The sequence below is a fragment of the Dictyobacter aurantiacus genome (assembly GCF_003967515.1).
Taxonomy (GTDB): Bacteria; Chloroflexota; Ktedonobacteria; order Ktedonobacterales; family Ktedonobacteraceae; genus Dictyobacter; species Dictyobacter aurantiacus.
On sequence record NZ_BIFQ01000001.1, the window covers coordinates 4,226,373 to 4,252,420 of the forward strand.

Here is a 26,048-nt window from a genome sequence, read left to right on the forward strand (position 1 = left end):
CAACACGAGGAGCGTGGCGGGTCCGACCCATCACGCTCCTCGTGTTGTTCAACTAACGGGTAACATAGAGCAGGACGTCATCAAGAGACACATAAAAGTTGGTGCGGCCATTGGTTTGTGCACTGGTCTCAAACACAAACTGTATCGGTTTGCCCGCATAAGACATCAGGGTGGAGTTGAGGTTAAAGCTATACTGCATCCAGCCATTGGCATCGGTACTGCAGAGCTTTTGTATGCTGGCAATGGTGCGTCCCCCTGATCCTGGCTCACGGACATACGAACGAAACGTGTTTGAGCAGGCGCCCGTGGTATTGGAGCGACCGAGGTAGACCCAGTAACTCAGGATGATATTGCGCGTGGTTGCTGGTAAGGTCACCGTCTGAGCCACCGAATCCTGGCAGTTGGGATAGTTACACATATAGGCGCTATACGTATCTGGTGTACGAGGAAAGTTCTTGTTGATCAACTGGAGGCCACCTTTGGAGGATTGCTGCCAGGGAGTCTTCCCCTGATCAAAGCTGGGCTTCTTCATCATCTGGGTGGTGTTGCCGGATGTGTCGCTCACCTGTTGCAGACTTACATCGTCCAGGTTGACGGCAAAGGGGCTTTGTGGTGTACTGGACCCGCTGGCATCAAAGACGATCTGGATGCTCTTCCCTGCATAGGGTTTCAGCGCATCGCTCACATCATCGGTGTACTGTATCCAGCCGTTGCCGTTGGCAGTCTGCAGTTCCCGAACCGTTTTAATGAGTTTGCCCTGTGTAGTCTGCAAGAGGACTCGAAACTTATTGGTGGGCTCGGGATCCACGATATCGACCCAGTAGCTCAGTGTCACCTGGCTGGTAGCACGGGGGATTTGCACGGTTTGTGAGATCGTATCATGGCAGTTGATATAGCCACAGAGGTAGGCGCTATACAGGCCGATATGGGGATTGTTGACGCTGACGAGTTCATAGCCACCGCTGGAGGTCTCTTTCCAGTCGACGGATTTATCCTCAAAGCTGGTATTTTTCGTCAATAGTGTCCTTACATTCGATACTGGATCGCTCTGGAGGTCGCGGGCGATATTCCAGGCGTCGGGGCTGCCAAGGCCAGTGGCCAGGTCGTAGCCCTTGTCAGCGGGATAATATCCATTGGTGCCGGTAGTAATGTCGTGAAAAGGGATATAGCTCTGAGGCTGATTATACAGCGTGTAGAGAGTTTTGTTGAACTGGCTCAGCGCCGGGGGATTTTTCGCCTGGAGCATTTGAGCGATATCAGCGGCGATGCCGGCCCACAGCGGTGCCGCGGCGCTGGTCCCACCTACGGCCGTCCATCCGGGATTGGTAGTGTTCCCACTGGTGTAGTAAATGGAATAGCCCGGGTTGCCATCGGCATTGGCTGAGACGTCGGGTACAAAGCGCTGGAGAGGGAGGGGATTTATACCGGGTGGATTGAGAGTCTTCTGGTAGTCTGGGCGAGGAAATCGGGCGCTGAAACCACCTCCCCCTTGACCTGTGGTGCCGTTCCAGGCGCTTTCGCTGCCATAGCTGCCATTGGGCCCTGTATGTAGTGTGGTGCCGCCCACGCCTATCACATTGGGATCACTGGCGGGCGTGTCGACCGATACGGTAGTGGGATTGTTAATCGTGTTGTCGCAATCATAGGCACCGCTATCCCCGCTGGCGGCGAAAAACATTTGTCCCTGAGCCGTTCCCTGTTTGAAGATCGTATTCAATGTGTCTCTCATCTGTGCCGCGGTACTCGTCAATTCACATTCACCCCAACTGATACTGACGATTTTCGCCTTATTGTCCGAGACGATACGATTGTAGGTATTTTCAACACCTGTAACCGTATTAGGCCCGATATAGACCCACTGCGCGGCACCGGGGGCTATCGCCGAGGCTACCTCCATATCGAGTTCAACCTCGATCGCGCCGGCCCCCGCTGTATTGGTGGCACCATCGACCAGTACTTCATCAGGTTTTAAGGCTCCCAGACCATAATGTTGGCGGTAGATGTCAATGTCTTTTTGATTATAGCCATCCATCTCAAAGAGGGCGATCGTTTGCCCCTTGCCATTATTCTTCGCCTGCAGGAGTGGATTGATGTCGTAGGCGGCGCGCAAATCATTCGGCGTGTAGCCGCTAATGGGACCCTGCCGAGGATGCGCTTGCCGGAGCCTGTGCTGTTGGTCGAGGCGATGGTAGGTCCCCACATTGTTTAATCCAGTGACGTTTTTTATCAGGCTGTACACCGATTTCGGTACCAGTGGATCGTGATTGGGTTGATACACGATACGCCCCTTCAGATTGTAGTTCTGAATGGTGATCCCGAAAGCCTTATTGGCCATTTCGACAGTGCCCGAAGCGTTAACGATAAGGTGGTTAGTGGTGCGGTCTTTGCCGTCTTCGGTGACCTTGAAGCCTTGACCACGTGCGTATTTAGCGACGGCATTCCAGTCGTCCTGGGTAGGCGCGAACTGAGCATTAAACTCCTCGGTTGTCAGATAGTGGTGATAGAGGGGCGATGTCGGATCATTCTGGGCGGCGAGCAAGCTATCCAATTTAGCCTCATCGCGTAGCCTCAGTAGAAAAACGAGGTGTAACGCTTTGCTTTCAGGGGTCGGCCCTATCGGAGGGGTATTGACCAATGCCGCTGTTAAATGGCCCGTGAGCACGTTTCCCCCCACCACAGGGAGCGGCGTGCCTGTTGGCTGGGGTGTCGGCGTGGCGTACGGATAAGCCATAGATGGGGCAGATGCGAGGCACGTGGATATAAGCAGTGCTATCGTGATATTGATGATCATCAGCAGTTTTTTCGCTGGCAGGTATTTGTGATAATAGTGTTTAGTGCAGGATGTACCCATATTCACCTCCGGAAACTAAAAAGCGGATAGAATGTCTCTAGGTGCATCAGCTATAGGTTGCGTATAAGGCCACGTCATCGAGATCTACAAAAAAATTGGCGCGCTTAGCGGTTGATCCGGTGGTTCGAAAGACGACCTGTACCTGTTGCCCTAAATAGGGTGTTAAGGCTGTCATCACATTGAAGCTATACTGGCTCCAGCCGGTAGCAGCGGTATTGCACAGCGTCTGAAGGTTCGTGATGGGTTTGCCCTGCGCCGTAAGCAAGTTGACAGAGAACTTAAAGGCATCGTGACAGCTCGTATTGGTGTCCGTGCGCCCGAGAAAAAACCAGTAGCTCAGGGCCGCGTCATGCGTGGCGGTTGGTAAAGTGATCGTCTGGGAAATGGTGTCATCGCAGTTGGGATAGCCACACAGGTAAGCGCTATACTTGCCGTTATGAGGATTGGCGGTGCTGATGAGCTGGTAGCCACCTTTGGACGTCTCCTTCCAGGGAGCCTGGCCGACCTCAAAGCCAGGATTCTTCATGAACTGCGCGGTCGTACCTCCCGCCGCCACTGTCAGCGATCGGAACTCCACGTCATCGAGGTAGACGAAAAAGTTAGAGCGTGGAGCGTTGCTACTGCTGGTTTCGAACACGAGCTGAATTGTCTGCCCGGCATATTTGAGCAACGCATTAGTAACATCAAAGCTGTATTGTATCCACCCATTGGTGACCGGATTGCAGAGCTTCTGCGCCGTCGTGATAAGTTCACCTTTTTCTGTACGCAGGAGTACCTGCAGATTGTTCTGACAGTTGGGGGATTGCCCGCTCCGACCACTGAAGATCCAATAGCTCAGCGTTACCTGGCGTATAAACTTTGGCAGCAAGGTAGCCTGCGCAATCGAGTCGAGGCAGTTCGCATAGTTACAGAAATAGGCGCTATACCTGCCACTATGGGGATTGGCGGTACTGATGAGCTGGTAGCCGCCTCTGGATGTTTCTTTCCATCCGGCCGCTTCAGATTCGAAGCCGGCGTTCTGTAACATCTGGGTGGGTAATTGTGGCGCACTCACCAGGTCGCGCGCCATATTCCAGACATCGGGGGTACCTAGCCCGGTCGCCATATCGTACCCTGGCGTAGCCACGTAGTACAGGTTTGTGCCGCTGGTGATGTCATGATAGGGTGGATAGAGCTGTGGCATATTGTATAGCTGGTAGAGAGCCACACTGGCGCTGCCGACTGGAAAGATATGTTTGGACAGCAGAAACTGGTTGATATCAATGATAATGCTGGCCCATAGTGGTGCCGCGGCGTCTGTACCGCCCAGCACCGTCCATCCGGGGTTGGACAGGCTACCGCCGGTGTGATAGATGGCATAGCCGGTATCGGGGTCGGCATTGGCCGAGACATCGGGAAGCATGCGAGCGGAATCGGTCAGGTTGCGGCCACTCTGGTAAGCGGGGCGCAAAAAGTGAATGCTTTTACCACCACCGCTACCAACGGCGGTATGGTTGGGTCCACTGAATAGATTGCCCCAGGCGCTTTCGCTGCCATAGCTGCCATCGGGGCCCGTGTTGAGCGTGGTTCCTCCGACCCCCACCACGTAAGGATTGTTGGCCGGTGAATCAACGGCTAAGGTCTGAATAGCGTTTACGGTACAGTCGTATGCTCCCAGGTTGCCGCTGGCGGCAAAGAACGACTGCCCCTGGGCCGCCCCCTGTTTGAAGATCGTATTCAAGGCATCCATATAGGAAGAAGTAAGGGATAGCTCGCACTCTCCCCAACCGGTGCTAACGACCTTGGCCGTGTCATCGGTAACAATGCGATTGTAGGTATCGGTAATACCTGTAAGGGTGTTGGGACCGATGTACACCTGCTGCGTGGCCCCGGGCGCCATGGCCGAGATCACCTCCATATTCATCGTCGCTTCGATGGCGAATTCGCTGGGCGTAGCAGTCGCGCCATCGACCAGGACATTGGACGCCTTGAGCGGCCCGAGATGATAGTATTGCCGGTAGAAAGCAACATCCTCAGGCAGATACCCATCGAGTTCGAAGACAGCGATGGTTTGTCCCATGCCATCCATGCCGGCCGCCAGCAAGGGTTTGACATTGTAGGCAGTACGCAACTCGTCGGGCGTATAGCCCCCTTTGGGACCTTTACGCGGATAGAGAGGCTTGAGATTGCGATGCAGGCTAACGGGATGATAGCGCCCCACAGAATTCAATCCTGTGATGGTGTTTATGCGCGCGGCGACTGTGAGAGGTAGCAGTGGATTATCGCTGGGCGCGTAAACGACACGCGATCCCAGCCGATAATCGTTGATGGTGACGGCAAAGGCATGGTTGACGCTGGCAACGGTTGCCTTTACGTGAACAAGGATGCGATTGGAGGAGACGGAGGTGACCTGAAAGCCCTGCCGATGTGCGTAGGCGACAACGACAGCCACGCTATCCGCGCCGGGCGCGAAGCGATCATTGAATGCGCGGAGCGTAAGATAGTGATGATAGAGAGGCGACGCTGGATTGTTCTGGTTGGCGAGCAAGGCATCTAACGCGGGCTCGTCGCGTAATTTCAAGGCAAAGGAAAGCTCCATCACCATAGCCGGTGAGGTTGGATGGAGCGGCTGATGTGCTTCCAACAACGCTACCTTCTGTCCGGAAACTCTCTGGCTCTCTTGCTGCCGCTGGTGATCGGGAGCGAGATAGGCCCGTGCCAGGATAGGTGTCAGGCAGCTCATCATGATCAGGGTTATCTCAACCGCGAATATGGCTAATATTTTTAGCCCAAATGGCGGAGAACCCTGCGCTTTGCAGGATTCTCCAATCGTTTCTTCAATGATCTTTACAACAGGAGGCGTGATATGGTGCCGCACCTGGTAGCGATCATTATCTTCAAGCCTGGCCATTGAAAAATCTCCTCACAAGATCGTCGTGTAACAACTACGAAGAGTGTGGATACGGTCTTGTATATGGGCCCAACATGGCTTGCACCACAGTCCAGAGCTCCTTGTACTCTGGTGGGTCTTGTGGATATGGGAATTGCAGGCAATACAGATCGGGACTGGATTTTGCCTGGTAGGTGGCTGAAGTGATAAATTTAAAAGAAGCGGGCCTATAACAAGTACGTGTAGGTATGGTTAAGACATCGCTGATCTTTTTGAGCAGTGCAGCCAGCTGTGCGCTGTTGAGAGTGCCGGGTGGTATGATCGTATCGAACTTTATCCCACCGCCTGCCAGCGTGGTCAGCAGGCCACTACCATCTTTATAGACGCGCAAGATCAGGGTAGGGTTATTCGTGGAGGCAGAGCGGCAGGGGACAGCGATGGGTTTCGGCTCCTCCAGGTCGGCGCCGCGGCACAGAATGACCAGAGGGGCGAACACCTCCAGGTCGAGGGCTATATTCCAGGCATCAGGGGTGCCGATGCCGGTTAGCGGATCATAACCGGTGCTGGTACTATAAATGGAATTTCTGCCCTCGGTAATATCATGGTAAGCGAGCCGGGGTTGGGGAACACTATAGAGAATATACAGAAGCGCGGAGGTACTCCCCATGTTGATCTTATTGTGATTGTCCAGGTATTGATTGATATCCGCTACCATGGCGGCCCACAGCGCTGTAGCCAGGCGCGTACCACCCATAACAGTCCAGCCTGTGCAGCCTGCGGAAGCGAGGCTGCAGTAGATACGATAGCCGGTAGTGGGATCGGCATTGGCCGAAACGTCGGGCACCTGGAGGCGCTGGATAGTGGTGGGAGTGGTGAGGTTAAGACCAACCTGGTAGGAGGGTCGATCGAAATAGTCGCTGATGCCGCCGCCGCCGCCGGTACCTTTGACAGCGTACGATGTTGGCGTTGAATCGTACCAGCCAGTTTCATTGTGGCTGTATTGAGGAGATACGGTTGTCAGAGATGTTCCCCCCACCGAGGTCACATAGGGAATATCCGTGGGTGCCATGACGCTGAGGGTGCTATCGCCGCAGCCGTAGGCGTTGGTATCGCCGCTGTTGACGAATACCGCCTGTCCCTGTGACGCCGCTTCTTTGATGATGTTACCCAGACCGCTGAGGACGCTCTTGCCAAAGGCCGCTTCACAGTCGCCCCAACCACTCTCGATGATTTTCTCTTGATTGTTCGCGACGATCTGGTTGAGGGTATCATAGAAGCCGGGGGTGGACATAGGCCCCATGTAGATCTTCAGTGAGGCGTCTGGAGCTATGGCCGACATGATCTCCATATCCGCCTCTACTTCCAACGTATGCGGTCCAATCGTGGGAGTAGTGCCATTTCCGACTGGAACTTTGCTGTACTGGTTCGCCTGTGCCGCTACCAGGTGATAGGTGTTACGGTACAGGTTTATATCGGATGGCTTATAGTCGTTAGGTTCAACCAGCGCGATGGTCTGTCCCTTCCCGCTGGCGCCCTCTTTGATCAAAGGGGTTATATCATAGGTGGTGCGCAGGTCAGTCGGGGTATGACCTTGAAATCCGGCGTGGGTAGAGGAAGGAGCCTGCAGCATGTGCGAATTATAGACGTTGGCGACATTGTCGAGCCCGACGATACACTGGATGTCTTCGGATACTGTGGCCGCCACCACCGGATCGTTGGCCGGCGCATAGACCTGTTGCTTCCGGATGTTATAGTAATTGATCCGGACGGCAAAGGCTTTTTCCGCGCTCGCCACGGTGGCGGAAATGTTGATATACAGGTTGTTGGGGGCCACGGAGACGATCTTTAAACCCAGGTTGCGTAAATACGCTGACACTTTATCCACAGTCGCCAGGCTCGGAGCGAACTCCCTCTTAAAGACATCTGGGGAGTAATAGCCATGGTACTGGGGGTCCGACAGGTCTTCCAGCCCGGGAAGCCGTTGATCTATGGCTGGCTTTGCCTTCGGGTCTAGCTGTCCATTTGGCCTTCGTTCTTTAGGCAGCGTCAAAAACACCTCAAGACGGGGGAGGGGCATGCTGGCTGGTGGTTTCCCGACCGGTGTCGCACGCTGCACCAGTCGAGGCACATGACCGTAGATTGTTGTCATCGGGCGTTGCATCTGTGCCTGAACAGCCAGAGCTGTGTACAGCATCCGATTGGCAATGAGCGTTGGCCACAGCAGTGCAATGGCCAGTAGCGCATGATAGATACACCTGCTATGTCGCATGTCTTTTTTCACATCGGCACCTCCGCATAGGTATTAAAGAGGCACTGTACCCCAAAATGATTTTTTTGGGGTAATTAAATCACTTCATAATTATATTATATATAGTGGTAATAATCACATTTACAAATAAAATATGGATAGCTGTTTTAATTTGTTACTTGTCTAGTAAAGAGAAATAATTTATTTTTTTATGTTATTCACGAGTATAGTATAAAATAGAGGTTTATTTTTTGCGTTATGTCACATAAGGAGGGTGCCTTTGAAGGTGTGTTTATGTTTAAAGGGGCGCACAGCGTTCACCGTAACCGCGTTTGTGGTTGTGATGGTGGCAGTAATGGTGGGAGGGTTAGCTAGTCGTGGTTCATTGACGTTGGCCGCGCCACAGGCGGCCCTGTATAGCAGGATCGGGGGGGATGGGGAGCCGCCGGTTTTAGGGGGGCGCGTCCTCGGCCCCAGGGCAGTGAACTCAACCCTGTTCCTTTCTATCAGTCTCGCTTTGCGCGATCCGCAGGCATTGAATAACTTGCTGGCGCAGCGGAACAATCCAACCTCCCCTTTCTATCATCGCTATTTGACGCCGCAGCAGTTTAAAAAGCGATATGGGCCAGCAGAGGAGACCGTCAACCAGGTGAAGTCCTATTTAAAAGGGCAGGGCATCGATTTTATTTCCGTAGCGGATAATAATCTCATACTGAAAGCGATGACAACTGTTGGCGCAGCTAACCGGGCGTTTAAGGTTGTCATAACGAATTATGTGGTCGGTACCAATGTTGTCTATGCGCCATCGAACAATCCGGCCGTCCCCGCCGCGCTCGCGCCGTTGATTCAATCCATTGCCGGATTGGACGACATGACGCTCTATCAGCCACGGCACATTGTACAGCGGACCCACCGGCACGTCGGCCCGATTGGTGGCTATAACCCCGCCGCACTGCGTACCGCCTATAATGCTAATTCGTTACTGAACGCGGGGGCCAAAGGGGCGGGCCAGACGGTGGCCCTTTTTGAGCTCGACGGTTATAACGCCGCTGATGTCGATATGTATCGCAACACATACAAGCTGGGGCCTGGTAAATATATCAACGTGATGGTCGATGGTGCCACCAATACGCCGGGTATGGGTGCGATTGAGGTCGCACTCGATATGGAGGTAGTCTCCGCCATGGCGCCCATGGCCACGCAGCGGGTGTATATCGGCCCCAACTCAACGGCTGGTCTGAAAGATACCTACAACCAGATCGTCACCGATAATAAAGCGAAGGTCGTCAGCATTAGCTGGGGGCTCTGTGAGGCGCTGTCCGACAAGGCTGACATGGATGCACTTAGCGCGATCTTTAAGCAGGGAGCCGCGCAGGGGCAATCGTTCTTCGCTGCCAGCGGAGATGCTGGTGCCTATGACTGTGGCACCTATGGGGAACTTGGTGTAGACTGGCCGGCCAATGATCCCAATGTAGTCGGTGTTGGTGGCACCAAACTGCAGCTAGGCAGTGGAAACACCTATAGCAGCGAATCAGCCTGGGGCGATAAGATCACTAATACTGGTGGAGGAGGAGGTGTTAGCTCACACTTCAATCGTCCCGCCTACCAGGCAGGTTTGAATCTGACGAATAGCAAGCGTATGGTGCCCGATGTCTCGGCCAATGCTGATCCTGCAACCGGTTACTCGATTTATTGCTCAGCCTCTGTCTCATGTCAGGGCTGGACCATTGTCGGCGGCACAAGCGCAGCCGCTCCACTGTGGGCTGGTATAGCTGTTGATGTAAACCAGTACCTGGCAGCGCAGAAGAAGCCAACGTTGGGTCACGCCAATGCGATGCTCTATCGCCTGCATACCACATCGTTGCCTTACGCCGCCTATCACGACATCATCACCGGCGACAACCTGCACTATCAAGCCGCTAAAGGCTACGACCTGGCGACCGGCATCGGAACCCTGGACGTCTGGAACATCGCGCGCGACCTGGCCGCCCTACCCGGTGGCAGTGTTAAGCCCACCCCGACGCCAACGCCCAGACCGACATCCACTCCCCGGCCAACGCCGACAGTGAAGCCTGGACCCACACCCAGAATCGCATAAATTCTTGCGCTCAGTATGCGTTTTCATACTTGCTATGCTCAGATACATGTTTTGAGCTGGTACGGCAGGGGCGCGGATGCGCCCCTGCCGTACCAGCTCAAAACATATGTACTATTTTATATCTCGTGACGGCGGCGTACAGCTTGCAAGTAATTGAGCGTATCTTCGCCGAGGGTCTGAGTAGGGGTGACATCGGTAACTTCGCTGATATCATAGATCCCGTTGCGGTTCTCAACCATCTGCTTGCCCCGGAATGGAATCAGCACACCTTTGACCTCGCCATCGTCCCTGGTTTTCGCCTTTACAAACTTGCCCAGATCTGCCTTCACCTTCTTTTTCTTTTTGAACATTTGCCTCACCTCTCAACATACTTTACATAGAGAAATCTGATCATGTATTTATAATTGCTCTTTGTTACATCATATAACAGTTTTCATCAGTGCTGCAAGATGATCAACAATCGGACGGAAAGATATACAATGAGGCAATCTGCCAGCCGGATAGCTAGTTGGCTTATAGAAGTATAATCGCTCCATTTGAAGCCGACAGCAGGTATCGTTATAGGTACGCTTATGCCTCGATCTGTATTTTCTGGCTGGCGCGGGAGCCATCGGTGAAATCGACCAGAACCTCTATTTCGGTGGGGTTATCGGCGTTATCTGGAACAATTTCGATATTTTCGACCGTCTCCATTGGTCGCTGGAGCTCTCCCGTGATCCACGTAGTCAAGATCTGCACGATCGCGTTATCTTTATTTTTCTCCAGCCATTGCTGTGTTTGTGATAGATCGGACATGGCATCTCTCCTTTTCTTCTCTACCAGCCAGTATATCAAAGACACGCCCGGCTGTATTTGCGTTGCTGTCAAAAGGCGTGTCTGATATTCATCGGACGTATATAGCGGTACCTGACCAGCTGAAATAGCTAGTTGGATGGCTCAAAATTCAGCACTTCTCTGGCATGTTCAAGATCAAAGAAGCGATTCTGATTATCCGAAACGCCGTAGAAAATGTCAAGGGCCGAGCCTCCGCTGGACGTGGGTGAGTGTGGAGAGGAAATCGGCCGCAGGGGCCGAACCCACGGGGATGGTGGAAGTGATGAGATATAATAGGAGGGAAATTATCTTATGTATAGCGTATATATTTAAGCACGCATTCCAATGTGTGGAGGCAAGTGAGCATCTTGGAAACTACCGATACCACATCCTTTATTGTTGCCGTCAGCGTGGCCGACATCCGGCGTGAGCCCGACCCCAATTCTGAACTGGTCACGCAGGCTCTGATGAATGTATCCGCCATTGCTGGTGAAAATTCCGGCGAATGGACGCATGTTCAGCTCTCCGACTATAGCGGCTGGATACGCAGCAATGAACTGGACCTGCCGATTGTACGTGGCGTCTGCGATGGCGATGATGGCACCTGCGGCGTCCCCCTGCCCTATTCCGCCGTTGTTATCCTTCCCGAAGCGCCCGTGTACGCTGATGCCGAGGGAGATGAGAAGCTGCTGGATCTCTATCTGTCGACCGCCTTACCATATATCAATCTGACGCATCCGCAGCGCATCCGCATCGCCCTGCCCGGTGATGCCGAGGGCTGGATCACCCGCGAGGCCGTAGAACTGCGCAGCAATAGCGAGCTCTATCCGTTACAGGATAGAGCGGTCGTCACTGGTTATGCCAAAGCTTTCCTCGGCGTTCCTTACCTCTGGGGAGGCACTTCCTATCGTGGCATCGATTGCAGCGGCTTAGTCCAGCTCTGCTATCGCATGGGAGGCAACATCATTCCGCGCGATGCCGATCAGCAATATGACTTTCTCAAGCAATCGGTGGACCGCCAGCAGATGCGGGCCGGTGACCTGATCTTCTTCGGCAGTAAAAGCATTACCCACGTCGGCATGGCCCTCAACTCACACGAGTTCATCCACGCCGAAGGCCAGGATTATAATCGCGTCGTCATTAACAGCTTTGACCCCAATCATCCCCAATACCATAAGCGCCTCGATTCTATTGTGTGGGGCATCAAACGTGTCCGCCCATAACCGAACGTATCCCCTGTAGGTTCGGAGCTTGCCTCCGATTGGGGAGCTTGCCTCCGATTATGTGCGTAATCGGAGGCGGGTAGGGAGTGTCACGCGACGGAAGGGGTGGGTATGCGCCATTGGTGGGCGAAGCGGGCCAGGCGGAAACGTGTCAGCGGCACCAGCGGTTCCTCATCGCAGACCAGTGAGCTCAATAACTCTCCCAATAAGATACCGAATTTAAAGGCGTGGCCGGTAAAGCCGGTTGCCAGCACGATACGTCTGTCCTGTGGTAGATAATCGAGGATAAAATCTTCATCAAGGCTTACATCATAAATATAAGATTCAACTTTCGCTAATTCTGCTTTTCTCAATGCTGGAATAAGTTGGTAGAGACGTTGGGTGACATCCTTGATAACCTGTTCATCGATTACTGGCACTTCTCCTGGCTCCGCGGGTGCTCCAAAGGTATGTGAGGCCGCCTTGAGCCAGGCGGGGCCATTGTTGCCATGCTTGTGAATCGGGAAACCATAGAGGTCATCCGCCATAAAGGCCGGGAAGGCGGGCAGGCTAAACTCTTTCAATGGGAGATTGGCGAAGTAGAGGAGATATTGCCGTGTCAGCTGAATGGGAAGGTCTATCTCGTCGCGTAGGATGCGATGTACCCAGGGACCGGCCGCGATGACGACGCGATCCGCGACGATCTCATTTCTTGCCGCCAGCTGAATGCATATCGGCTGCCGGATATTGTCATGGCGGATCGCGGTTGCCTGATGATACTCTAATATCGTTCCCCCCATCTCACGAATAGCCGTGCGCAACGTTTGTAGGCACAGCGAGGCATGGAGCATGCCCGCGTTCGCATGATAAGACAGAAAATCATACCCCTGCGTGCAAAACTGCGGAAAGCGCTGGGCAACGGCACTGTGGCTCAGGCGTTCAAGAGGATAGCCCTGGCCGTGCAATGTCCGATAGCTCTGCTCGCTCATGCTGTCCGTTCCCCGCCCCATCCCAAGCGTTCCGGTCGGGGTATACAGACGCTGCCCGGTATACTGCTCTAGCTGTTGCCAGCGCTTCAAACTCAAACGTACCATCTCTGGATAAAACGTGTCGGTACCATACTCGAAGCGGAGTAAGCGTGAAATGCCATGCGATGATGCTTGCCCATGATCCACAGTCTCCTGTTCAAGCACGGTAACCTGGTGCATGCCTTGTCGCAGAAGATTATATGCGGTAGCAAGACCAATAATACCCGCTCCTACGATTACAACATGTTGCTGCTGCACGATAAAGTTGCCTCCTGTTCATTGAAACATGTCAATAATACGATTATATCAAAATATATACTGAATTTCAAATATAATAAAAGAGCATATAAAGTAAAAAAGGTTAAAGATTTCATAAAATATTTGGTGCTCAAATGTATTTTCTGTGAAGTTAACTTGTAAATATAGTTAGACAACTTGTGTTTTAAAACGATAATGATGCCTGCTAATGCTTATGTCCTTGATTGATTGAAGCTGTTGCACAAGCGATAATAATACCTATGTTCGCGGGCTGGATGATGGGAATGTTGTCCCTCGACATCGAAGAGGGTGTCGCTTACAATGATAGTGAGTAATGCTGGCTGTCAAGGTTGTGCATCTCTGCTATTAGTTATGACGTGCTGACGCGATCACTTATCAATTTTGTATAATAGATGTCTTACTCTCCTCCTGTTAGCGAACGTGAGCGCCCCCGCACAGGCGGCCGCTGACGCGGCCGCACCGATTTTTTTGTGTTGGTGCATGAGGTGCGCATTCGCGCACCTCATGCACCAACACAAAACGGACCGCTGAACGCCACAGGGGCGAAAACACATGTAGATCACATATGATCATCATGAGAGTTAGACCCATTTTAAAGAAAGCGATGCTATAGTGTATGAGCGATAGTCCACTCGTCTCCCTCCCATCTACCGTTATGGTTGCTCCATCGAATCTGCGGCCTGCACGCCCGGAGGTTCCCTCATCCAAATACTACACGTTACGCTACGTGCTGGCCGCGGCGCTGGCGCCGGGCGAGAGCCGGATCGTGTTGCCCGCTCAGAGCGATGATAGCGTGGCTCTGTTCCGAGGGTGCCGGGCGCTGGGGGCGGAACTGCGCTGGGAAGATGAGCAGGAGCGCGTTCTGCTCATTCACGGGACCGGTCGGCCCTATCAGCCGGGTCCAGTGACGATCAATGTCGGCAACGCCGGGGCCGTCGCGCGTCTACTGATCGGGTTGGGAGCGCTGCTGCCCGAGGTCACCATCGTGACCGACCACCCACAATCCCTGGGCAAGCGACCCAATCGAGAGCTGCTGGAGGCGCTGACCACACTGGGCGTACGCTGCGAGGGGAGCGGACCCGAAGGCTGGCTGCCTATCACGATGCGCGGCAGCGGCATTCATGGAGGGCGGGTGACCGTCTCCGGCGCGCGTAGCTCGCAGTTTCTCAGCGCCCTGCTCTTCCTATCACCCCTGTTGCCTGAAGGACTGGAGATCGATGTGGTGGATGGTCTCAAATCGCAGCCGCTGGTGCGCACCACCATCGAGGTGCTGCAGGAGGCCGGCATTCAGATCGAGTATGACGCCAGCCTGCTCCACTTCCGCGTGCCGGCCGGCCAGCACTATCAGCCGTGCGAGTATCATATTCCGGGGGATTATCCTTCGGCCGCCGCCCTGCTGGCCGCGTATGCCGCCTCCAACGATCCCACCAGCCAGCTCACCCTGTCCCGCCTGCGTCCAGGAGACGAGGTTGGCGAATACTTATTCGCCACCTTTGAGCGCATGGGCGCCGATATCCAGCGCCACGGCGACACGATCATACTGCGCGGAGGACGCCGTCTGCGCGGCTTTGAGATCGATGGTGATCCCATCACCGATTGTATCCCGGTGGTGGTTGCCGCCGCCTGCTTTGCGGAGGGGGAGAGCCGTATCTACAACGTCGAGAGCCTGCACTACAAAGAGTCCGACCGCATCAATGATCTGTGCGCCGAACTGAACAAGGCCGGCTGCAGGCTTGAGCCGCAGCGTGACGCCATCATCATCCATGGACGGCCCGAGGGGATCGAAGGTGGAGTTACCGTCGATGGGCACAACGACCACCGTCTGTTGATGGCCCTGGCGATCGCCGGCCTGCGCAGCCAGCGCGGACTGACCCTGACCGGCGCCGAGCATATCGCCAAAAGCTATCCACACTTCTTTGAGGAACTGCGCCGCTGTGGCGCCGACGTTCAGCCGTCGCGCCGCTAACGTGGCGTGTTCGGCCTGTCTGTCTGGATGGCATTAGAGACTGAGGCAGGACTCGGCCGCCAGCCAGAACAGCTTCTCGCGTACCGTGGTCTGAGTTGTCCACTCACGCCCGTCCCACTGCTCGCTGCCGACGTCGTCGCCCCCATACAGAATCTGCGCGAACTGGACCGAGCGGAACCGTGCTACCGCGAAGAAGGCTGCCGCCTCCATCTCGACTGTAATGCAGCCCTCCTCACGGCGCAGCTGCACCTTCTGCGGCGTCTCGCGATAGATGGCATCGGTGGTCCAGGTCTTCCCCTTCACATATTCGCAGTGGTGCTTCTGCAGTACCGCCTCGATCGCCTGTACACCGGCCTCGTCTGCTTCCACCTCGCGACCGGGCGGCAGATAGTGGTAGGAGACCCCCTCATCGCGTATCGCCGATGTAGGAATCACCAGGTGCCCCACCGCCAGCGAGCTATTTAGCACGCCGGCGCCCCCGCAGGCCACGAATTTGCGCCCCCCCAGCGCGATGACCTCTTCAAGCATCGCGGCTGACAACGGCGCACCCATACCTGGATGGAATACCGTCAGGCGTCGCCCCTCAAATTCTATTTCATAGATTGGATGCTTCCCGATCTCGCTTTGCAGATGCTTCACCACGCGCGCCGCGTGTCGCTGGGTCAGCTTTGTAATCACATCCTGAAAAAAGCAGACCACGACATAGGGAGAGATATCCATTGGACGAATCAGGCGCGTGGGTTCCAGCATCGCTTCCCGCGTGCTGTCAAACTCCAGTATAGGGTACTCAGGCATACAATAGATCCTTCTTCTGCTATTGCAAGAATTGCCGGGATCCGGATTTCAAGGTCTGGTAAATCTTGCAATAGAATGATACAATACTCTTCGGTCATAATGGAAGATTTTTGTCTGCGTGGTCGAGGTGCTGTTGTTGGATACAGCCGAAAGGATACGATTGTGTATAGGTATAAAGGCTTTGATAGCGCACTGTGTGGTGGAAGCGTCGCCGCACTGGAGGCTGTCGTCAACGCCTGGATGGAGGGGGAGCGCCCACGCATTCGACAGATGAGCCAGAGTGTTCGCGGCCAGCATATCATTTTAAGTTTTGTGTATGAAGATAGCCGTGAACTGGAGCAGCGGGTAAATCTACAGAGTCAAGCGACAGCGATTACCGGTGCATTCCCGCGCTTATTCAATGACGAGCCGGTTGACGATCGGCCGACCAGCCCGAGCATTCCGGCGACTCCTCCTCCCATGCATTGAGCCCTGCTCTGCATTAGCACACGCGTTACAAAGAATATGCGTTGAAGGACACGATAAGGACAACTATGGCGACTCCGTATTTATTGTATGTAACCCCCGAGGGGGAGATCCTTGAAGAGCCTCGCGTGCAGGCCCTTTCCTTTGGGGATCGCCCCTTAAAAGAATCTGATTTAATACCACTGCCAGATGGTGTGACGCTCTCAATGATGCCTGATCGTATGGCGGTCGGCCTGAAGCGCTCGGGCGTGCGTTACGTGGTGCCGCAATCGCGTGGCTGGGCGGTAGCCGCGCTGTTGCCGATTGGCTACACGCGTACATTGTTGCCCGCCTATGAAAAGGTGCCCGATACGGAACCGCTGCCCTTCTTCGGCTATAGCGCGGTCGCTGGCATGAATGGCAAGCTCTATGTGGCGGCCGTCAAGACTGACGAGGTTCGCAAGTGGCATCCGCGCGCCTTCAATCGCCAGAAGCTTGAGCGCCTGGTGCACGAGAAGCAGGAGGCCTATCCCCAGAACCGCATCATTGGTCAGCACGCCCACTGTGCGCTGGACTACTCGTGTCCTACCGCCAGTAATCTGTTCTTTGAGCGCTGGGAGATGGCCATCGCCGTCTCGCCGGGCTGTAACGCACGCTGCGTCGGCTGCATCTCCAAGCAAGAAGAAGAGGAACTGATCTCCCCGCAGGACCGGCTGACCTTTATTCCCACGGTCGATGAGATCGTTGAGGTGGCGTTGCCCCATCTGGAGAAGGCGGAAGACTCGATTGTCAGCTTCGGCCAGGGCTGTGAAGGGGAGCCGCTGCTGCAGTGGCCACGTATCAGCAAAGCCATCAAGGCGCTGCGCCAGAAGACCGATCGCGGCATCATCAATATCAACACCAATGGCAGTAATCCACGCTGGCTGCAGCATCTCTACGATGCCGGGCTCGACACCATCCGCGTCAGCACCATTTCGGGCCATCCCGAAACCTATAACGCCTACTATCGCCCCCTCGGCTACACCTTTGATGACGTCAAAGAATCGCTGCGGCGGGCCTCGGCGGCGGGCCTGTACAGCTCGATCAACCTGCTCAGCTTCCCCGGCCTGATCGATCGCGAGCGCGAGGTAGAGGCCCTGCTGGAGTTGGCGCGCGACACCAATCTGCGCCTCATCCAACTGCGCAACCTCAATATCGATCCCGAGGTCTTCCTGCCGCGCATGCCCGACTTCAAAACCATGGGCAAAGCGCTGGGCATGAAGAAATTGATCCAGATCCTCAAGCAGGAGCTGCCCGACGTCGAGATCGGCAACTTCACCCGTCCGGTTCCGAGAGCTCTCCCGACTACACTGTAGAAGGGTAATTTGAACCGGCAAGCCTCAGGCATAGGTATGCCTGAGGCTTGCCGGTTCTTTCTTTTTTGCCTCGCCTTGCACACAGGCCTATCCTGATAGACACACAGGTAGCACTTTTTACGCACCTGAAAACCTTGACAGCTCTATCTCTTCTTCTGTATATTACGTCTGACGACATGTCGTAGAGTGGAATATCGTTACGCGTACATTGTGATAAGGAGGAATAATGTATGGGCCTGCCCGACCTGGGGCGCTTTTCTGATCCGTCCATTCTGATTTTATCCAGCCTGGCTGGTGGGACAAAGCATGGCTACGCCATTATGGAAGATGTTGAGTCTATCGCTCACGTTCGTCTGGGAACAGGGACCTTATATGGCGCGATTGCGCGTCTGGAGGAGCATGGTCTGATAGAGGCGCTCCCAGCTGAGGGGCGGGGACGCCGTCCTTACCGGCTGACTGCTGCTGGTATTGCTTTTCTGCGCGAACAGCTTACCGGTATGGAGGCTCTGGCGACGCTTGGCTTACGGAGGTTAGCAACGCTATGAATATCTACAAGCTACTGTTGTGTTTGTACCCCCGTACCTGGCGTGATCGCTATGAGGAAGAGATGCTGATGATACTGGCATCGCGTCCGTTGTCCCTATTTGATAGCATTGACGTGCTGGGCGGAGCGCTGGATGCTCATCTTCATCCCCGTCTTGGGACAACGGGTCTGTCGTTAACTGAAAGAGCAAGGCTGATGCTTTTATCCCTGCGTGGCTCATTGCTGACGATTTTCTGTGCCTATGTGGGCTTTATCCTTGCTGGTCTGGGTTTTCAGAAATTGACCGAATCCGCCACTATGCAAGTTCTGACGCAGAGGGACCCCGTGATATCGCTCTCATTCCAGGTTATTCTGGTGGGCGCGGTTGTCGCGTTGCTGGCTGTACTGGCCGGTGGCCTACCAATCGCTGTGGCCGTGATTCGGTCTGCGCTTGCGAACAAGCGCTGGGGATTATTATTTCTGCTGGCTGTTCCCGTTTTAGCGTTCATCGTGTTTCTCATGGTTATTGTCTTTCTGGAGACAGCACATCCTGGCTCTCAATCTCCTGAGCAAAAGGCTCTCTATGGATGCCTCATTTTAGGTACACTGCTCGCGGCGGCGATCGTCAGCGCGGGCGCGGTCTGTTCCGCCGTAGCGCGCAGCGAGATTCCTGGATCATTGTTGCGTTTCGCTGTGCTGCCATCTATCCTGACCACTGGCACAATGGCACTGATCCTGATCTCAACGATTGTATGGGGACTTGGTCTGCGTGCCAGCGTTCCACAGATCTTCTCAGGGTACCAGGGGATCATGCGTACAAGTACTATGGGCACCTGGCTTGGTATTGTCATCGCTATGGCTGGCACAACGGTATTAGCTATACTTTTTGTGATCCGTAGCCTCCTGGCATATTCCATGCTACGGAAGGCTACAGCATAGTCAACTACGAAAAAGAACGCTGTGGAGGGCACTGACAAAACACAAGCCCTCCTTTGAAATGGAGTACTGTTGACTGATCAACATGATGCCATGTTCAATAGTAGATATACATAGGAGAATTATATGCAAAAACAGCCTGGCGTGGACTCTGTAGAGGTTGCCTCCTCTGAGCATAACGCTGAAACGGTACTGCGTACCTATGATTTAAGCAAACGTTATGGTACGCGCACCGCCGTCAATCAACTCAATCTGGATATCCGAAGAGGAGAGCTTGTGGGCTTCCTGGGTCCAAATGGTGCCGGGAAGACTACCTCAATCCGCATGATTCTTGGCTTGATCGAGCCTACAGCCGGTCGAGTGGAACTTTTCGGGCGTGATTTAGCCAGGGAGCGGGCATCTCTGTTGCCGCGCGTCGGAGCGCTGGTAGAAATGCCTGCGCTCTATCTGCACTTGACGGGACGCCAGAATTTACGCGTCTTTGGTGAGGTGCTTGGCGGTGTTTCGCGTCAACGCATTGATGAGGTACTGGAGATCATCGGGCTACAGACACGCCAGAAGGATCGTGTGCGTAGCTATTCTCTGGGAATGAAGCAGCGCCTGGGGCTGGGAATTGCTCTGCTGCATAACCCTGATCTGCTCATTCTGGATGAGCCGGCGAATGGACTCGATCCTGAAGGCATAGTCGAGATGCGCGATCTATTGCGCGGGCTCACATATGAGGGGAAAACAGTTTTTCTCTCCAGCCATTTATTGTCGGAGATCCAGCAGATCTGTTCGCGTGTGGTGATTATCAACGCTGGCAAGCTTGTTGCCGACAGTACTGTCGAAGAACTGACGCGCAAACAGGGCGACTACCTCGTTCGACTGGAACGCGCCTCAGAGGCGCTTTGCTTGCTTCAGAAGCAGCCCTGGGGCCATCTTGCTCGCCTGGAGGGGACAGATCAATTGATCACATCCGCGCCCGGCGGCAGTGGCCGTGAACTGTATACCTTCCTGGCCCAGGCCGGTTTTGTTCCTGAGAGCCTGGCACCTGTCACCCAGGACCTGGAGCAGGTTTTCTTTTCATTGATAAACGCAAACGAAGGAGAGCAAGCCCAATGAACACGCCTATCTTTATCACGACCTCATCTTTGGATTCTCAGCCTGCACTGCATGCTCATTTTCTGGGCATCCTGCGCGGCGAATTCCTCAAAATCGCGCGTCTCTTCTGGTGGTTAGTGCTATTTCTGACGGCAGGCTTTATCGTCGGATTCTGGCTGGGCAGCACCTCTCCCGGCTTGAAGCAGGATCTGCTGCATACACCACTGCACTTTCTCTATACTGCGATAGAAACGAATCTCCAGATGTTCCGTATCCTCTCTGGTATCTTGCTATTGGTCCTGACTTCTGTAGTCATCGGGCGCGAGTACCAGTATGGAACGATTCGTATCTTGCTGGCACGCGGTGTAGGCCGCCTGCAACTTCTGCTCGCCAAGCTGACCCTGCTACTTTCGATCGCTATCTTTCTGTTGGTGGCATTCACTATTCTGTCTGTTCTGCTTACTTGCCTGACTATTCTCATCCTGAATGGAAACTTGAACGCGTTGCATGTGGTAGATGCCGCTTTCTGGTCCAACATTGGCATCGATCTGCTCGCAATCTTCATTAATATGGTTGCCACCATTTTACTGGCGACGGCTATGAACGCGCTTTCGCGGTCGCTCACTATTGGTTTGAGTGTCTCACTGATCTGGTTCCCCGTTGATAACGTGGCCATCCTGATTATGAACACGCTGCAACGGGTTACCCATAGTGATATCTGGAGCAAGGCAACGACCTATTTCCTGGGACCGTTGCTAAATCGCCTTCCCGATTGGATGGTGCCAGTATCAGGGCAAAGTGGCTATCAGTCTTTCGGCATTTTTCCGCCAGCACCGGTAGATGCTGTCCACGCGCTCTGGGTGATTAGTGCCTACTCGCTGGTCTTCCTGGTGCTCGCTCTCATCTCGACCGAGCAACGCGATGTTAAAGAATAGATACGCTAAAAAATGAGAGGAAGAATCCGTATGCGTTTACTTCTCCATTGGCGCTTGAAGCCATGGACGTTTGCCCTTTTGATCGTGCTCCTGCTCATTCTTATCAGTGCCACTGCTTTTGCCTATATTGAGGTTCAGCGCCCACAAATATCTGTCATACCCAGGCCAACTGGTCCCTATGCGGTCGGGAGAATGGAATATGACTGGAGCGATCAGTCACGTACCGACTCTCTGGCGCCAAAGGCGGGAACAAAGAGGGAACTGGTCATCTGGGCGTGGTATCCGGCGCGGCGTACGGCGAGCGCTACCCTGGTACCCTATATGCCACCGAAATGGCAACAATTGAGTGACCAGCAGCATCAGAGTAGCGGGACTGTCCAGACGAATAGCATCGCTGCACCCCCACTTGCCCCTGGGACCGCGCGCTATCCTGTCCTCATTTTTGAGCCGGGCATGGGTAATAGCCCACTTGAATACACGACGATGATGGAAGATCTTGCAAGTCACGGCTACGTCATCTTTGCTATCACGCCCACTTATAGTTCTAATGTGGTAGTCTTTCCTGACGGACGTGTTGCCAATGCGACCCCCGCTGGAAAGCTTGAGTCAGTTGAGAAACAACAGAGCGCGACCAATCGACTTGTACAGATCTGGTCACAGGATGTAGCCTTTGTCATGGATCAACTCGGCAGGTTAAACGCCGCGCCAGGAAACCTGTGGAGCCAGCGTCTTGATCTTGCACATTTCGGCGTCTTTGGGCATTCTTTTGGTGGCGCGACGGCGGCACAGGTTTGTCTGATCGATGCACGCTGTAATGCGGGCATCAATCTCGATGGTGATATGGCCGGAGACGTGGTGCAAAAGGGCCTCACCACGCCCTTTATGGTGATCCAACACGATATGGGGACCTGCTCAGATGCGGAATGCCGCACTTTCCAGCATGATGTTCATGCGCTGCTGCACAGGATACCGCGGGGCGCGGGTTACCACTTGAGCATCCAGGGAACCGAGCACTTCAACTTCTCTGATTACGCCGTCCTTTCCGAGTCGCAGAGTTTGCGCGCCCTTGGACTATTAGGTTCCATTGATGGTCTGCGCGGACTACAGATTGTGCGCGCCTATACACGCGCCTTCTTCGACAGGTATCTCAAAAAGATACCTTCTCCACTCTTGCAAGGTCCATCGAGTGTCTATCCGGAGGGGCAGTTTATTGCCCCTTAAGCGCATAGGTCGCCTTGAGCATACGGCGGGCGGCCGTTGCGACGGGATCGACGCCGAGCATGGCGATGCAGTCGTGCACCGAGCAGCCTTCGGGGGTACCAAGCTGGTGGCCTGTGTAGAAGCATGGCATGCAGGGCAGGTTCAGCCGCACCACCGTGGCGCGCTTGCTGTCAGGCTCACCGGTATAGGGTCCCCAGGCTTTATGGTTGGTGAGGCTAAAGATAGCCACGGTCGGAGCCCCTACGGCCGCTGCGATATGCATAACGCCCGCGTCATTGCCCACGAAAAGATCGACCAGCTCCAGTACGGCGGCCGTCGTTTTGATGTTGCCTTTGCCGGACAGGCTACGCACCGGCATCGAGGACTGCATCTGTGAGATGATATGCTCATGCAGCTCTTTCTCTTCGGGGCCGCCGACCAGCAGCAGCTCGCCGCCGAAATCGGCGTGCAGCGTATCGGCCAGCTGCGCGAAGCGCTCCGGAGGCCAGCGCCGGGCTATGCTATAGCTGCCGCTGCCAGGGTGCATGGCGATCAGCGGTCGCCTTACCTCGTGGGCATTGTCCTCTCCATAGACGAGTCGCCGGGCCTGCTGGCGATCGCCCTCGCTCAAGGGCAGGTACAGCTTCTTGTCCCGCACGGTCGCCCCGGCCGCCTCGGCGACCGCCATGGCGTATTCCGCCTCGTGCAGCGCGCCGAAGCCGTCATCCTTGACGCGCACATTGAGAAACCAGCCGTGTCCATTATCCAGTCCCACGCGCCAGCGCGCCCCGGTGGCGCGCATCAACAGTTGGTGCTTCAAGCGCCCAAAGGGTAGCGTCAGGTGGTGGAGCAGCAGGACCGCGTCATAGCGACCGGACCGCAGTGTTTGCCACAGCTCCTTCAGACGCAGCAAGGCCCGTGGATTGTTGAGGATCTGGCGCGGATGATCGAAGAGGTATTTATCCAGCACGATGGTATGATTGATGGCATCCCAACCGTTCAGGATGCCTGCCGAATCGGGCGTCACCAGTAGATCGATGCGGGCCTGCGGATACGACTCGCGCAGCGCTCGTAACGCGGGGGTCGCCAGCAGCAGGTCGCCGATACCAGCCATCTTTACCACCAGTATCCGTGCGTCAGGTGGCAGCGTTATCTGTGATCTATGCATACATTTTCTATTTCTTATCTGTACTCTTCAGGAGCTAAAGCCCTGATGTAGTAGTTATATACAAGTTTTATTTTCTTATTTATGCTCTTCGGGCGCTAAAGATCTGTAGTGATGAAGCTGGCAATAGTCCTCGAAGCCCAGGCGGTGATAGAGCTCTCCGCTCATATCGGATGGTGAGAGCGTGGCGATCGAGTATCCCAGCTGCCCGATGGCGCCGATGACGTGCCACATCATGGCCGTGGCGATGCCCTGCCGTCGCACCTCCGGACGCGTTGTCACCCCGTAGATGCCCGCAATGCCCTGTTTGAGCAGGACCGACGCGACCGCGACCGCCCTTCCTTCTTGCCAGCCAAGGTAGTGATGCCAGAGCTTCCCCTCGCCGAATCCGCTGAGCTTGTAGGTCAGATAATAGTGGCGGGCCATCATTTCGGTGGCGCCAAAGCCGATTCTCTCCACCTCGCACTTGGTCTGCAGTTCTTCAAGCGTCCGCACCTCGCGTATCTCCAATCCATTCACCGAGACATCGATGCGGCGAGCCGAGCTCACATCGAGGATCAGACAGGACATGGAGGTCCGCTGGACCATGCCGTGGCGCTCAAGGTATGTTCCCAGATCGGACGGTTGGGTGGTTGGACCGACGCGCCAGCCAGGATCAACTACCTCGTGGCTTCTAAAACGGGCCAGCGTCTCCTCGATGCGCGAGTCGATATAGGATGCGTCATGCCGCTTAAAGCATGTTAATAATACCCCATTTGGGCCCCCGGGACCAGTGATAAACAGGGTCAGCTCGTCGTCCTGGTGCAGGATGGCGCCCGGCAGGTTGCGTCCAAAGCAGGCCATCTCCTCGGCGAAATTGCGCTCGATCGCCGCCATTAATCCAGGTTCCGCCAGACTACTGAAGATCTTGCTCATGCGGTATTCCTTCTACTTTATGCGGCATCTCCAGCAGGGCCACTTCTTCAGAATACGGCTGGCCTGCCTGTTCCGATTGGAGCGTCTCAATGGTCTGTAGTACCTGCTCGGGCGGGATGTTCTTCATGCACTGGGTTGTAAAGAAGCGGCAATCGGCGGGCGCGCCTCTGGCTTTATAGCAGGGACTGCACCAGATCGGATCGCGCAGAACCGTGGCGTGTGGACTGACGGGACCGCTCATGGCCGGATCGGTTGGACCGTGGATGGCGATCACCTTGCTGCCCACGGCGCAGGCGATATGCATGGGACCACTATCACCGGTCACCAGGATATCCGCCCTCTGTAGCAGGCCCGCTAGCTGTCTCAGACTCGTCTTGCCCGCCATGTTGATGGCCCGCTCCCGCATGCGGGCCGTGATCGCCGCGATCAGCGGCAGATCATCGGGCGCGCCGGTAAAGATGACCTCATACCTGCCCGTTTGCAGCAGGCGATCGATCAACCTGGCCCAGTACGGAATGGGCCAGCGCTTGGATTGTCCATTGTTCGAGCTGACATGGCAGGCGATCAGCGTCTTCTCTCCGCTGATCCCTTCCTGTTGTAGCAGGTGCTCCACATCCTGTCGGGCCTGCTGATCAACCACCAGGGTCGGGATGCGATCTTCCGGTTGAATGGTCGCCCCCGCGGCCTCGGCCAGTCGTAGACAGTAATCGACCTCGTGCAGGTGGTCGCCCTCCTCCCAGTGCTGTCCGGGTACGCTATCGGTCATCAGGCCGGGATAGCTCTCTTTGCCAAAGCCCAGGCGGCGCGGCGCACCACTGAGCAAGGAGATTAGCGCTGCCCAGGGACCGAATACACTGACCGCCAGATCATAGTCTCGCTCGTGTAGGCGCTGGCGCAGCGCCCGGGCCTCGCGCCAGTTTTTGGGATTGAGCAAAGCCTTTGGGCGGCGCCAGATATTGGGATCATAGGTCAGTACCGTGTGGATGGTGGGATCGTTGCCCAGCACGTGCGCGCTGGACGGGAGCGCCAGCAGGTCGATCTCCGCCTCGGGATAGGTGCGTTTCAAGGTGTGGACCACCGGCAAGGACAGCACCAGGTCACCGATCAGGTCCAGGCGAATTACCAGGATGTGCCTGGGATGGAAGCGCGCCGGATTCAGGGCCGGCTTCCTTCTGAGTCCACTGCTCAGGCGCAGATACAGGCCCAGCACGCTCATCAAGATATAGATGCCAGAAAGTAAGATCCGTTTGCTCGTATGTACAGCGCTATTGCGCAGCCGTCTCCGTGAATCGGGTTGCGTAGGATAGCCATAATCATCTCTATTTGCTAACGCATGTGCCATA

20 protein-coding genes are annotated in these 26,048 nt (G+C 55.0%); 10 read left to right on the forward strand and 10 right to left on the reverse strand.

What is annotated here, in order from left to right; all coding sequences use genetic code 11:
• Window positions 1-52: 52 nt before the first annotated feature.
• The 3 genes from KTT_RS17035 to KTT_RS17045 are packed head-to-tail and all read right to left on the reverse strand — an operon-like array spanning window position 53 to window position 8,001.
• Entirely contained in the window at window positions 53-2,851 is a 2,799-nt protein-coding gene (locus KTT_RS17035) for a protease pro-enzyme activation domain-containing protein (RefSeq protein ID WP_126597126.1), read from the reverse strand.
• A 46-nt stretch (window positions 2,852-2,897) separates the two neighbouring features.
• Window positions 2,898-5,741 carry a protease pro-enzyme activation domain-containing protein gene (locus KTT_RS17040; protein ID WP_126597127.1) on the reverse strand — a complete coding sequence of 948 codons (2,844 nt, stop codon included), beginning with the start codon at window positions 5,739-5,741 and terminating at the stop codon, window positions 2,898-2,900.
• A gap of 34 nt (window positions 5,742-5,775) precedes the next feature.
• Window positions 5,776-8,001 carry a S53 family peptidase gene (locus KTT_RS17045; RefSeq protein WP_126597128.1) on the reverse strand — a complete coding sequence of 742 codons (2,226 nt, stop codon included), beginning with the start codon at window positions 7,999-8,001 and terminating at the stop codon, window positions 5,776-5,778.
• A gap of 253 nt (window positions 8,002-8,254) precedes the next feature.
• On the opposite strand from KTT_RS17045, the gene KTT_RS17050 reads away from it, so the two are divergent.
• On the forward strand, window positions 8,255-10,066 hold the full coding sequence (locus KTT_RS17050; RefSeq protein ID WP_235845847.1) for a S53 family peptidase: 1,812 nt from the start codon (window positions 8,255-8,257) through the stop codon (window positions 10,064-10,066).
• Window positions 10,067-10,182: 116 nt separating this feature from the next.
• On the opposite strand, the gene KTT_RS17055 is transcribed toward KTT_RS17050, so the two are convergent.
• Together KTT_RS17055 and KTT_RS17060 are read right to left on the reverse strand one after the other, a co-directional pair.
• Complete coding sequence (locus tag KTT_RS17055) at window positions 10,183-10,416, reverse strand: hypothetical protein (protein ID WP_126597130.1); 234 nt, start codon at window positions 10,414-10,416, stop codon at window positions 10,183-10,185.
• A gap of 220 nt (window positions 10,417-10,636) precedes the next feature.
• Window positions 10,637-10,861: a hypothetical protein gene (locus KTT_RS17060; RefSeq protein WP_126597131.1), complete on the reverse strand. Its 225-nt coding sequence runs from the start codon at window positions 10,859-10,861 to the stop codon at window positions 10,637-10,639.
• Window positions 10,862-11,247: 386 nt separating this feature from the next.
• On the opposite strand from KTT_RS17060, the gene KTT_RS17065 reads away from it, so the two are divergent.
• Window positions 11,248-12,102 (forward strand): C40 family peptidase, encoded by an 855-nt coding sequence (locus KTT_RS17065; protein WP_126597132.1) that lies wholly within the window; start codon window positions 11,248-11,250, stop codon window positions 12,100-12,102.
• Between the two features lie 89 nt (window positions 12,103-12,191).
• Here KTT_RS17065 and KTT_RS17070 read toward each other — a convergent pair whose 3' ends face one another.
• Window positions 12,192-13,367 (reverse strand): FAD-dependent oxidoreductase, encoded by a 1,176-nt coding sequence (locus KTT_RS17070; protein WP_160145933.1) that lies wholly within the window; start codon window positions 13,365-13,367, stop codon window positions 12,192-12,194.
• Between the two features lie 637 nt (window positions 13,368-14,004).
• On the opposite strand from KTT_RS17070, the gene aroA reads away from it, so the two are divergent.
• Complete coding sequence (gene aroA / locus KTT_RS17075; RefSeq protein ID WP_218030912.1) at window positions 14,005-15,354, forward strand: 3-phosphoshikimate 1-carboxyvinyltransferase; 1,350 nt, start codon at window positions 14,005-14,007, stop codon at window positions 15,352-15,354.
• Window positions 15,355-15,387: 33 nt separating this feature from the next.
• On the opposite strand, the gene KTT_RS17080 is transcribed toward aroA, so the two are convergent.
• Window positions 15,388-16,149: a nucleoside phosphorylase gene (locus tag KTT_RS17080; protein ID WP_218030913.1), complete on the reverse strand. Its 762-nt coding sequence runs from the start codon at window positions 16,147-16,149 to the stop codon at window positions 15,388-15,390.
• Between the two features lie 162 nt (window positions 16,150-16,311).
• On the opposite strand from KTT_RS17080, the gene KTT_RS17085 reads away from it, so the two are divergent.
• The 7 genes from KTT_RS17085 to KTT_RS17115 all read left to right on the forward strand — a co-directional run bounded on the left by KTT_RS17085 (window position 16,312) and on the right by KTT_RS17115 (window position 22,646).
• A complete protein-coding gene (locus tag KTT_RS17085; RefSeq protein ID WP_126597134.1) occupies window positions 16,312-16,617 on the forward strand; it encodes a hypothetical protein in 306 nt (101 codons plus the stop codon).
• 65 nt (window positions 16,618-16,682) lie between these two features.
• The gene (locus tag KTT_RS17090; RefSeq protein WP_126597135.1) at window positions 16,683-17,948 is read left to right on the forward strand and encodes a radical SAM family protein; all 1,266 of its coding nucleotides are present in this window, start codon (window positions 16,683-16,685) and stop codon (window positions 17,946-17,948) included.
• Between the two features lie 230 nt (window positions 17,949-18,178).
• Window positions 18,179-18,493, forward strand: coding sequence for a PadR family transcriptional regulator (locus KTT_RS17095; protein WP_126597136.1), 315 nt, complete (start codon window positions 18,179-18,181; stop codon window positions 18,491-18,493).
• Window positions 18,490-19,410 carry a hypothetical protein gene (locus KTT_RS17100; RefSeq protein ID WP_126597137.1) on the forward strand — a complete coding sequence of 307 codons (921 nt, stop codon included), beginning with the start codon at window positions 18,490-18,492 and terminating at the stop codon, window positions 19,408-19,410. Before KTT_RS17095 ends, KTT_RS17100 begins: the two co-directional genes overlap by 4 nt.
• A gap of 123 nt (window positions 19,411-19,533) precedes the next feature.
• The gene (locus KTT_RS17105) at window positions 19,534-20,511 is read left to right on the forward strand and encodes an ABC transporter ATP-binding protein (protein ID WP_126597138.1); all 978 of its coding nucleotides are present in this window, start codon (window positions 19,534-19,536) and stop codon (window positions 20,509-20,511) included.
• Entirely contained in the window at window positions 20,508-21,425 is a 918-nt protein-coding gene (locus tag KTT_RS17110) for an ABC transporter permease (RefSeq protein ID WP_126597139.1), read from the forward strand. The genes KTT_RS17105 and KTT_RS17110 overlap by 4 nt, the downstream gene beginning before the upstream one ends.
• Before the next feature lie 30 nt (window positions 21,426-21,455).
• Entirely contained in the window at window positions 21,456-22,646 is a 1,191-nt protein-coding gene (locus KTT_RS17115) for an alpha/beta hydrolase family protein (protein WP_160145934.1), read from the forward strand.
• Here KTT_RS17115 and KTT_RS17120 read toward each other — a convergent pair.
• From KTT_RS17120 to waaF, 3 genes are all read right to left on the reverse strand, one after another.
• On the reverse strand, window positions 22,633-23,793 hold the full coding sequence (locus KTT_RS17120; protein WP_126597141.1) for a glycosyltransferase family 9 protein: 1,161 nt from the start codon (window positions 23,791-23,793) through the stop codon (window positions 22,633-22,635). The two genes, KTT_RS17115 and KTT_RS17120, sit on opposite strands and share 14 nt — an antisense overlap.
• A 75-nt stretch (window positions 23,794-23,868) precedes the next feature.
• The gene (locus KTT_RS17125) at window positions 23,869-24,705 is read right to left on the reverse strand and encodes a GNAT family N-acetyltransferase (protein ID WP_126597142.1); all 837 of its coding nucleotides are present in this window, start codon (window positions 24,703-24,705) and stop codon (window positions 23,869-23,871) included.
• Window positions 24,686-26,047, reverse strand: coding sequence for a lipopolysaccharide heptosyltransferase II (gene waaF / locus KTT_RS17130; RefSeq protein ID WP_126597143.1), 1,362 nt, complete (start codon window positions 26,045-26,047; stop codon window positions 24,686-24,688). Before waaF ends, KTT_RS17125 begins: the two co-directional genes overlap by 20 nt.
• Window position 26,048: the final 1 nt, after the last annotated feature.

Excerpts from the sequence above, each read along its gene's own strand:
- KTT_RS17035 (WP_126597126.1), bottom strand. The coding sequence starts at position 2,851 with ATGGGTACATCCTGCACTAAACACTATTATCACAAATACCTGCCAGCG.
- KTT_RS17040 (WP_126597127.1), bottom strand. The coding sequence starts at position 5,741 with ATGGCCAGGCTTGAAGATAATGATCGCTACCAGGTGCGGCACCATATC.
- KTT_RS17055 (WP_126597130.1), bottom strand. The coding sequence starts at position 10,416 with ATGTTCAAAAAGAAAAAGAAGGTGAAGGCAGATCTGGGCAAGTTTGTA.
- KTT_RS17060 (WP_126597131.1), bottom strand. The coding sequence starts at position 10,861 with ATGTCCGATCTATCACAAACACAGCAATGGCTGGAGAAAAATAAAGAT.
- aroA (WP_218030912.1), top strand. The coding sequence starts at position 14,005 with ATGAGCGATAGTCCACTCGTCTCCCTCCCATCTACCGTTATGGTTGCT.
- KTT_RS17080 (WP_218030913.1), bottom strand. The coding sequence starts at position 16,149 with ATGCCTGAGTACCCTATACTGGAGTTTGACAGCACGCGGGAAGCGATG.
- KTT_RS17090 (WP_126597135.1), top strand. The coding sequence starts at position 16,683 with ATGGCGACTCCGTATTTATTGTATGTAACCCCCGAGGGGGAGATCCTT.
- KTT_RS17095 (WP_126597136.1), top strand. The coding sequence starts at position 18,179 with ATGGGCCTGCCCGACCTGGGGCGCTTTTCTGATCCGTCCATTCTGATT.
- KTT_RS17100 (WP_126597137.1), top strand. The coding sequence starts at position 18,490 with ATGAATATCTACAAGCTACTGTTGTGTTTGTACCCCCGTACCTGGCGT.
- KTT_RS17105 (WP_126597138.1), top strand. The coding sequence starts at position 19,534 with ATGCAAAAACAGCCTGGCGTGGACTCTGTAGAGGTTGCCTCCTCTGAG.
- KTT_RS17110 (WP_126597139.1), top strand. The coding sequence starts at position 20,508 with ATGAACACGCCTATCTTTATCACGACCTCATCTTTGGATTCTCAGCCT.
- KTT_RS17115 (WP_160145934.1), top strand. The coding sequence starts at position 21,456 with ATGCGTTTACTTCTCCATTGGCGCTTGAAGCCATGGACGTTTGCCCTT.
- KTT_RS17120 (WP_126597141.1), bottom strand. The coding sequence starts at position 23,793 with ATGCATAGATCACAGATAACGCTGCCACCTGACGCACGGATACTGGTG.
- KTT_RS17125 (WP_126597142.1), bottom strand. The coding sequence starts at position 24,705 with ATGAGCAAGATCTTCAGTAGTCTGGCGGAACCTGGATTAATGGCGGCG.
- waaF (WP_126597143.1), bottom strand. The coding sequence starts at position 26,047 with ATGGCACATGCGTTAGCAAATAGAGATGATTATGGCTATCCTACGCAA.